At 70.7% G+C, this 7793-nt stretch carries 6 protein-coding genes and 1 riboswitch; of the genes, 2 read left to right on the top strand and 4 right to left on the bottom strand.

Annotated elements, in window-relative coordinates:
- Positions 1–218: 218 nt before the first annotated feature.
- Genes IM725_RS19080 through IM725_RS19070 form a run of 3 tightly spaced genes read right to left on the bottom strand, consistent with a single transcriptional unit; the run spans position 219 to position 2029 of the window.
- The gene (locus IM725_RS19080; RefSeq protein WP_193782227.1) at positions 219–359 is read right to left on the bottom strand and encodes a hypothetical protein; all 141 of its coding nucleotides are present in this window, start codon (positions 357–359) and stop codon (positions 219–221) included.
- A gap of 59 nt (positions 360–418) precedes the next feature.
- A complete protein-coding gene (locus tag IM725_RS19075; RefSeq protein ID WP_193782226.1) occupies positions 419–826 on the bottom strand; it encodes a PaaI family thioesterase in 408 nt (135 codons plus the stop codon).
- Positions 827–2029 carry a threonine ammonia-lyase gene (locus tag IM725_RS19070; protein ID WP_193782225.1) on the bottom strand — a complete coding sequence of 401 codons (1203 nt, stop codon included), beginning with the start codon at positions 2027–2029 and terminating at the stop codon, positions 827–829.
- Between the two features lie 115 nt (positions 2030–2144).
- Between IM725_RS19070 and IM725_RS19065 the strand changes: the two genes are divergently transcribed.
- Positions 2145–4445 carry an ATP-binding protein gene (locus IM725_RS19065; protein ID WP_193782224.1) on the top strand — a complete coding sequence of 767 codons (2301 nt, stop codon included), beginning with the start codon at positions 2145–2147 and terminating at the stop codon, positions 4443–4445.
- A gap of 144 nt (positions 4446–4589) precedes the next feature.
- On the opposite strand, the gene recQ is transcribed toward IM725_RS19065, so the two are convergent.
- A complete protein-coding gene (gene recQ, locus IM725_RS19060; protein ID WP_193782223.1) occupies positions 4590–6434 on the bottom strand; it encodes a DNA helicase RecQ in 1845 nt (614 codons plus the stop codon).
- A 50-nt stretch (positions 6435–6484) separates the two neighbouring features.
- On the opposite strand from recQ, the gene IM725_RS19055 reads away from it, so the two are divergent.
- Positions 6485–7531 carry a homocysteine S-methyltransferase family protein gene (locus IM725_RS19055; RefSeq protein WP_193782222.1) on the top strand — a complete coding sequence of 349 codons (1047 nt, stop codon included), beginning with the start codon at positions 6485–6487 and terminating at the stop codon, positions 7529–7531.
- Between the two features lie 154 nt (positions 7532–7685).
- Positions 7686–7761, top strand: a riboswitch (S-adenosyl-L-homocysteine riboswitch).
- Positions 7762–7793 lie beyond the last annotated feature (32 nt).

Here is a 7793-nt window from a genome sequence, read left to right as displayed (position 1 = left end):
GTGGGCAGCAACGGGGGGCGTGAAGCGGTGGCTCACTGTCCGCGGGTCGGCTTGCAAGTCGATTTTATGAAAGGGGCCCTGCCCGTGGCCGTGGCGGGGCGGTTTCGCAGGGCAAAACCCATGCAAAACGTGCATGACTTTATGCAAGGAACGAAGCGAGCCGCCCAAAGAAAAAGCCCGGCCAGGCCGGGCTCTTGCGCAGGCGGAACGCGGGTGCGTCAGGCCATGTAGATCGCGATGAAAGCGAGCAGGAACATCAGCACCCCACCGACGACCGGCAGCACGATGGGAATCATGGGGACGACCGCTTCGACCGCGTCGGTGGATTCCTGGGTGGTGCTGTGTTCGCTGCTGGCCATGGGGTCCTCGGGTGGTGTGCGTTTGTCTCTGGCGCAGATTCTAGCCGCAGGCGGGCGCCCTACAGCAGCGCGCAGGTGACGCTGCTGCGGCTGACGCTCTGGCCATCGTCGGCACCGGTGATGTCGATCTCGCCGAAGGCCAGGCTGCGGCCGGCCCGCAGCACCCGGGCCTGGACGAGCGCGTCCTGGCCGGACAGGGGCTTGAGGAAGCTGGAATTCATCTGCACCGTGGTGCAGGGCCTGAACTCACCGAAGTGGCGGACCAGCGCCAGCACCATGGCGGTGTCGGCAGCGGCCATCATGGCCTGGCCGCTCAGCATGCCGCCCACGCGCGACAGGCGGTCCGACCGGGGCAGCCGCAGCACCACGCCTTCGCCCGCCAGCGGCTCGACCCGCAGGCCCAGGTCCTGCACCCAGGGGGCGAAGTACGCGGCCAGGGCCGCCTGCAGGGTGTCGGCCGTGGCCATCTATTTCTGCTCCTCGGCCTCGAAGCCGCCGGCCCGCAGCGCCTGCAGCACGGCGGCGATGTGCTCGCGGCCGCGGGTCTGCAGCACGAGTTCGATCTCCACGTTCTGCGCCGCCAGCAGGGTGAACGCACGCTGGTGGTGCACCTCGTCCACGTTGGCGCCCGCCTCGCCCACGATGGCGGTGATGCGGGCCAGCGAGCCGGGCACGTCCCGCGCGCACACGCGCACCCGGGCCAGGCGGCCCGCGCGCACCATGCCGCGCTCGATGATGGCGGCCAGCAGCATGGGGTCGATGTTGCCGCCGCCCAGCACCAGGCCCACCTTGCGGCCGCGGAAGCGCTCGGGCTGCTTGAGCATGGCCGCCAGCGGCGCGGCGCCCGCGCCCTCGACCAGGGTCTTCTCGATCTCCAGCAGCATCACGATGGCCTGCTCGATGTCGCCCTCGTCCACCAGCAGCAGGTCGTCCACGTAGCGCTCCACCAGCGCCTCGGTGATGTGGCCGGGCGTGCCCACCGCGATCCCCTCGGCGATGGTGCTGGTCCCCTGCGCCAGGTGCTGGTGCTTGACCGCGTTGTACATGGACGGGAAGCGCAGCGTCTGCACGCCCACCAGCTCGATGCCCGGCTTCATCGCCTTGGCCGCCACGGCGATGCCCGCGATCCAGCCGCCGCCCCCCACCGCGACCACGATGCAATCCAGATCGGGCACCTGCTCCAGCATCTCGATGCCGGCCGTGCCCTGGCCGGCCACGATCTGTTCGTCGTCGTAGGGGTGGACGAAGGTCATGCCCTGCTCGCGGGCCAGGCCCAGCGCGTGCTCGCGGGCGGCGTCCAGGGTGTCGCCCACCAGCACCACCTCGGCGCCGAAGCTGCGCGTGCGCTCCACCTTCACGCCGGGCGTGAAGCGCGGCATCACGATCACGGCGCGCAGGCCCAGGCGCTGCGCGTGGTAGGCCACGCCCTGGGCGTGGTTGCCCGCGCTCATGGCGATGACCCCGCGGGCCGCTTCCTCGGCGGTCAGCTGGGAAAGCTTGTTACAGGCGCCCCGCTCCTTGAAGGAGGCCGTGAACTGCAGGTTCTCGAACTTGAGGAACACCTGCGCCCCCGTGATCTGCGAGAGCGTGCGCGATTCCACGCAGGGCGTCTCCAGGACCTGGCCCTGCAATCGGCGGCGGGCGGCGCGTATGTCTTCGAGCGTGACCATGTGAAAGTGACAGGGTGGTGCGCGATTCTGACGGGATTCGGGGCTCAAACCCGGGCATTTCCCATCATGCGCATCTTCCATGTAGCATGAACCCGCTTTATCGTGGAGGCGACCTATGGGCAAGCGTTCCGCGGACGTGCAGCTGTTTCCCTCGCCGGGCCTTCGAGAGGCGCCGGTGCTGGACCTCATGTGCTCGCACTTCGTCCTGACGCTCGCGGCCAAGCAGGGCGCCAAGTTCAACGTGCGCCGCGACCTGAACGGCCTGCTGTCGCTGGCGGGCCGGCACCTGGTGTGGCCGGCGAGCTCGCTGCTGCGCCTGCGCGACTTCCTCGCCCGCCGCTGCCGCGACAACGAGTTCTGGCGCGACCACGAGGCCCTGGGCCCGCGTGAATTCCTGGAGCGCCACGGCGTGTGGCGCGGCCCCTACGAGGAAGGCACGCTCTTCTTCTACCTGGACGAGTACGCCAAGGACCAGCCCAAGGACCTGCTCTCGGTCCTGGGCGTGACCGGCGACTGGCTGACGCAGGCCCTGAAGAAGCAGTCCACCCTGGTCGAGAAGAACATCGATGCGCTGTCCGGCTTGCTGCAGCTCAACCGTGCCGAGCGCGCGCTGCTGCTCTACGGCACGCTGGCGCGCTACCAGCGCGACCTGCGCAGCATCCTGGTCGAGTTCAAGGTCAACAACGCGCCCGAGGCCTACGCCGCCCTGGCCGACGTCGCCGGCGTCAACGCCACCGAGGTGGGCGAGGCGCTGCGCGCGGGCTCTCGCCTGGAGCGCATCGGCCTGGTCGAGAACCTGATCTCCGAACACAACATCACCGACCTGGCCGACCTGATGAAGGTCAGCGAGAAGCTGCCGCCGGTGCTGATGCGCGAGTACCGCGACGAGAACGAGCTGATGGCGGTGTTCACGCGCCCGTGCAGCAAGACCGGCCTGGGCCTGGTGGATTTCGATTTCGCCGGCGAGGAGCCGCAGGTGCTGTGCACCCTGCTGCGCAATGCCGTGGCGCGCAAGGAGGCGGGCGTCAACGTGCTGCTCTACGGCCCGCCCGGCACCGGCAAGACCGAGCTGGCCAAGGTGGTGGCCCAGGCGGCCGGGCTGGAGCTGTACGAGGTGGAGTACGCCGACCGCGACGGCAACTCCCTGTCCGGGCGCGATCGCTACCGCTCGCTGCAGATCGCCCAGGTCTTCCTCAAGGGCAGCGCGCAGGCCGCGCTGCTCTTCGACGAGGTGGAGGACGTGTTCCCGCCCATCTCCAGCGAGGCGGCGCAGTTCATGGCGCGCGCCGAGCAGGTGGTGGCGCCCACCAGCGGCAGCGTGAGCGGCAAGGCCTGGGTGAACCAGATCCTGGAGTCCAACCCGGTGCCCACGCTGTGGGTGACCAACCGCATCGAGCAGATCGACCCGGCCTTCCGGCGCCGCTTCGCCTACCACCTGGAGCTGAAGTCGCCGCCGCCCGGCGCGCGCGAGGCCCTGGTGCGCAAGAGCCTGGACGGCGTGGGCGTGAGCGAGGCCTTCCTGCGCAAGCTGACCGAGCGCAAGGGCCTGACACCGGCGCAGATCCGCACCGCGGTGCGCTTCGCCGGCCTGGCCGCCGCGGCGCCCGAGGGCATGGAGGCCTTGATCGAGCGCCAGCTGCGCAACGCCGACCAGGCGCTGGGCCGGCGGCCCGGCGGCCATGCCGAGCGGCCGGTGGTCACCACCTGGGACCTGGACATGCTGCACGTGGAAAGCCGCTTCGAGCTGCCGCGCATCGTCGAGGCGCTGCGCGCGCGCGGCCACGGCACGCTGTGCTTCTGGGGCCCGCCCGGCACGGGCAAGACCGCGCTGGCCGAGCACATCGCACGCAGCCTGGACCGGCCGCTGCTGGTCAAGCAGGCCAGCGACCTGATGAGCAAGTACGTGGGCGAGACCGAGCAGAACATGGCCGCCATGTTCCAGGAGGCCGAGGCCGAGCGCGCGGTGCTGCTGCTGGACGAGGCCGACAGCTTCCTGCAGGACAGGCGGGGCGCCCAGCGCACCTACGAGGTCACCGAGGTGAACGAGATGCTGCAGGGCATGGAGCGCTTCAACGGCATCTTCGTGTGCACCACCAACCTGATGGACCGCATCGACCAGGCGGCGCTGCGCCGCTTCACCTTCAAGATCCGCTTCCAGCCGCTCACGGCGGCGCAGCGCGAGCGCATGTTCATCGTCGAGGCGCTGGGCGGCGACGCGGCGGCGCTGACCGAGGCCGCGCGCAGCCGGCTGACGCGCCTGGACCAGCTCTGCCCCGGCGACTTCGCCGCCGTCAAGCGGCAGGTGGAGATCCTGGCGGCGACGATGGACGCCGACGAGTTCCTGGAGCAGCTGGAAGCCGAGCACCGCATCAAGCCCGAAGTGCGCGAGGCCCGGGCCATCGGGTTCACGCAGTAACAGCCCCCACGCCTGCTACTGCGTGGGGTTCGCTGGCCCCCAACCTCGCCACTGCGTGTGCCTCGCTGGTCCCTGAGGGGGCGCTCGCGCCTTGGGACGGGACGGAAGCGCTCTGGGTCCCCGCGCTCGCCGGGGCCCCCGCCCTCAGGCGTTCACCACCCGCAGCACTTCCTCGCCGTAGGCCTCCAGCTTGCGCGCGCCTATGCCGCTGACGCCCTGCAGCGCCTCCAGCGAATCGGGGGCCAGGGCCGCGATGGCGGCCAGGGTGGCGTCGTGGAAGATCACGTAGGCCGGCAGGTTGTGCTCGCGCGCCACCTCGGCGCGCCAGGCCTTGAGGTTGGCGAAGCGTGCCTGGCCCTCGGCCGTGAGGCCGGCCGCCACGGCCGCCGGCTCCGCGCCGCCGCGCCGGGTGCGGGTGCGCGTGCGGCCCTGCGAGACGGCTTCGCGCAGCTGCACCTGCACGCCGCCGCGCAGCACGGCGCGCGAGCCCTCGGTGAGCTGCAGCGTGTTGTAGGCGGACGCGTCCACGGCCAGCGCGCCGGTGGCGATCAGCTGGCGCAGGACGCCGCGCAGCTGCGCCTCCGAGAAGGCCGCGCCGATGCCGAAGGTGGAGAGCCGGTCATGGCCGTGCTGCGCCACCTTCTCGGTCGCCTTGCCGCGCAGGATGTCCATGATGTGGCCGGCGCCGAAGGAGATGCCGCTGGCCTGCTGCACGCGGTAGATGGTGGACAGCAGCATGCGCGCCGCCTCGGTGCCGTCCCAGACCTCGGGCGGCGACAGGCAGTTGTCGCAGTTGCCGCAGGGCTGCGAGGCCTCGCCGAAGTAGGCCAGCAGGCGCACGCGGCGGCAGTCGGTGGCCTCGGCCAGGGCGAGCAGCGCGTCCAGCTTGCCGCGCATCACCTGCTTGAACTCCTCGGCCGCCGGGCTCTCGTCGATCATGCGGCGCTGGTTCACCACGTCCTGCAGGCCGTAGGCCATCCAGGCGGCGGCGGGCAGCCCGTCGCGGCCCGCGCGCCCGGTCTCCTGGTAGTAGCCCTCGATGTTCTTGGGCATGTCCAGGTGGGCGACGAAGCGCACGTCGGGCTTGTCGATGCCCATGCCGAAGGCGATGGTGGCGGCCATCACGATGCCGTCCTCGCGCAGGAAGCGGTCCTGGTTTTCCTGCCGCTGCGCTGCGTCCATGCCGGCGTGGTAGGGCAGGGCGCGCATGCCGGCCTTGGACAGGGCGGCCGCCACCTCCTCGACGCGCTTGCGCGACTGGCAGTAGACGATGCCGGCCTCGCCGGCGTGCTCGGCCTCGATGAAGCGCAGCAGCTGGGGGAAGGCGTCGCGCTTCTCGACGATGGTGTAGGCGATGTTGGGGCGGTCGAAGCTGCTGACGAACTGCCGCGCCTGCTGCAGCTGCAGCCGCTCGACGATGTCCTCGCGCGTGAGCGCGTCGGCGGTGGCCGTGAGCGCGATGCGCGGCACGTCGGGCCAGCGCTCGTGCAGCAGGGCCAGGGCGCGGTATTCGGGCCGGAAGTCGTGGCCCCACTGGCTCACGCAATGGGCCTCGTCGATGGCGAACAGGGCCAGCTTGCCGCGCTCGTGCAGCGATTCCAGCTGGGCCACGAAGCGCGGGGTGGTCACGCGCTCGGGCGCGGCGTAGAGCAGGGTGATCTCGCCGCGCATGAGGCGCCGCTCCACCGCCGCGGCCTCTTCCCCGCTGAGGCTGGAGTTGAGGAAGGCCGCCTCGACCCCGGCCTCGTGCAGGGCGCCGACCTGGTCGTGCATGAGCGCGATCAGGGGCGACACCACCAGCGTCACGCCGTGGCCCGTGCGCTGGCGCAGGATGGCCGGCACCTGGTAGCACAGCGACTTGCCGCCGCCGGTGGGCATGAGCACCAGGGCGTCGCCGCCCTGGGACACGTGCTCGACGATGGCCGCCTGGGGCCCGCGGAATCCGGCGTAGCCGAACACCTCCCGGAGAATCTCTTGCGCTTGCGACATGGATGGCCCGGATTGTCCCCGGCTTTGGGGCGCTCCCTACAATCGAGGGCATGAAGCCCATTGTTTACACCCGCGGGCAGGCGCTGCCCGGCATCCTGGAACAGCGCATCGCGATCCTGGACGGGGCCATGGGCACCATGATCCAGCGCTTCCGCCTGTCCGAGGCCGACTATCGCGGCGAGCGCTTCGCCGGCCACCACAAGGACCTGCGCAACAACAGCGACCTGCTGGGCCTGACCCGGCCCGACGTGATCCGCGACATCCACGAGGGCTACCTGGCCGCCGGCGCGGACATCATCGAGACCAACACCTTCGGCGCCACCCGCATCGCCCAGGAAGACTACGACCTGGCCGGCCTGGCGTACGAGATGAACGTGGCCGCGGCCCGGCTGGCGCGCGAGGCGGCGGACAAGTTCTCCACGCCGCAGCAGCCCCGCTTCGTGGCCGGCGCCTTCGGCCCCACGCCGCGCACCGCCAGCATCAGCCCGGACGTGAACGACCCGGCCGCGCGCAACGTGGACTTCGAGGCCCTGCGGGCCTCCTACTACGAGCAGGCCCAGGCCCTGGCCGAAGGCGGCGCCGACCTGTTCCTGGTCGAGACCATCTTCGACACCCTGAACGCCAAGGCGGCGCTGTTCGCCATCGACGAGTGGTTCGAGGCCTCGGGCGAGCGCCTGCCGGTGATCGTCTCCGGCACGGTCACGGACGCGTCCGGCCGCCTGCTGTCGGGGCAGACCGTCACCGCCTTCTGGTACAGCATCCGCCACGCCCGCCCGCTGGCGGTGGGCCTGAACTGCGCCCTGGGCGCGGCCCTGATGCGCCCCTACATCCAGGAGCTGGCCAAGGTGGCGCCCGACACCTTCATCAGCTGCTACCCCAACGCCGGCCTGCCCAACCCCATGAGCGACACCGGCTTCGACGAGACCCCGGAGGTCACCTCCCGGCTGCTGCAGGACTTCGCCGCCGAGGGCCTGGTCAACATCGTGGGCGGCTGCTGTGGCACCACGCCGGAGCACATCAGCGCCATCCGCCAGGCCGTGGCGCCCCTGCAGGCCCGCTCGCGCCAGCGCGAATTCTTCTACCGCGAAGCGGCCTGAGGGCCGTCCGTCCCAAGACCTGGCACGGCACGTGCTAGGAGATGGACGGTCTCCTCGGTTGGGCGCGTTTGCAAGTTTCTCCTGCCCGACCCCTGCACATCCCCCGGAACGGGAAGGTTCCGGGGGATTTTTTTCGCCTCCTTTAGAATGGGGCCTCCTCAAGGAGCGCTGCAGCGCCCGGCCATCGCGCCGGCGTCAGGCTTGAGATGACCCAACCGCGCTCACCTGAATGCCCCAAGGTGAGACATGCGACACGATTCCC

The sequence above is a fragment of the Ramlibacter aquaticus genome, from assembly GCF_015159745.1.
GTDB lineage: Bacteria > Pseudomonadota > Gammaproteobacteria > Burkholderiales > Burkholderiaceae_C > Ramlibacter > Ramlibacter aquaticus.
The sequence above is the reverse complement of the archived record's forward strand: the minus strand, read 5'-3'. Positions and strand labels throughout refer to the sequence as shown.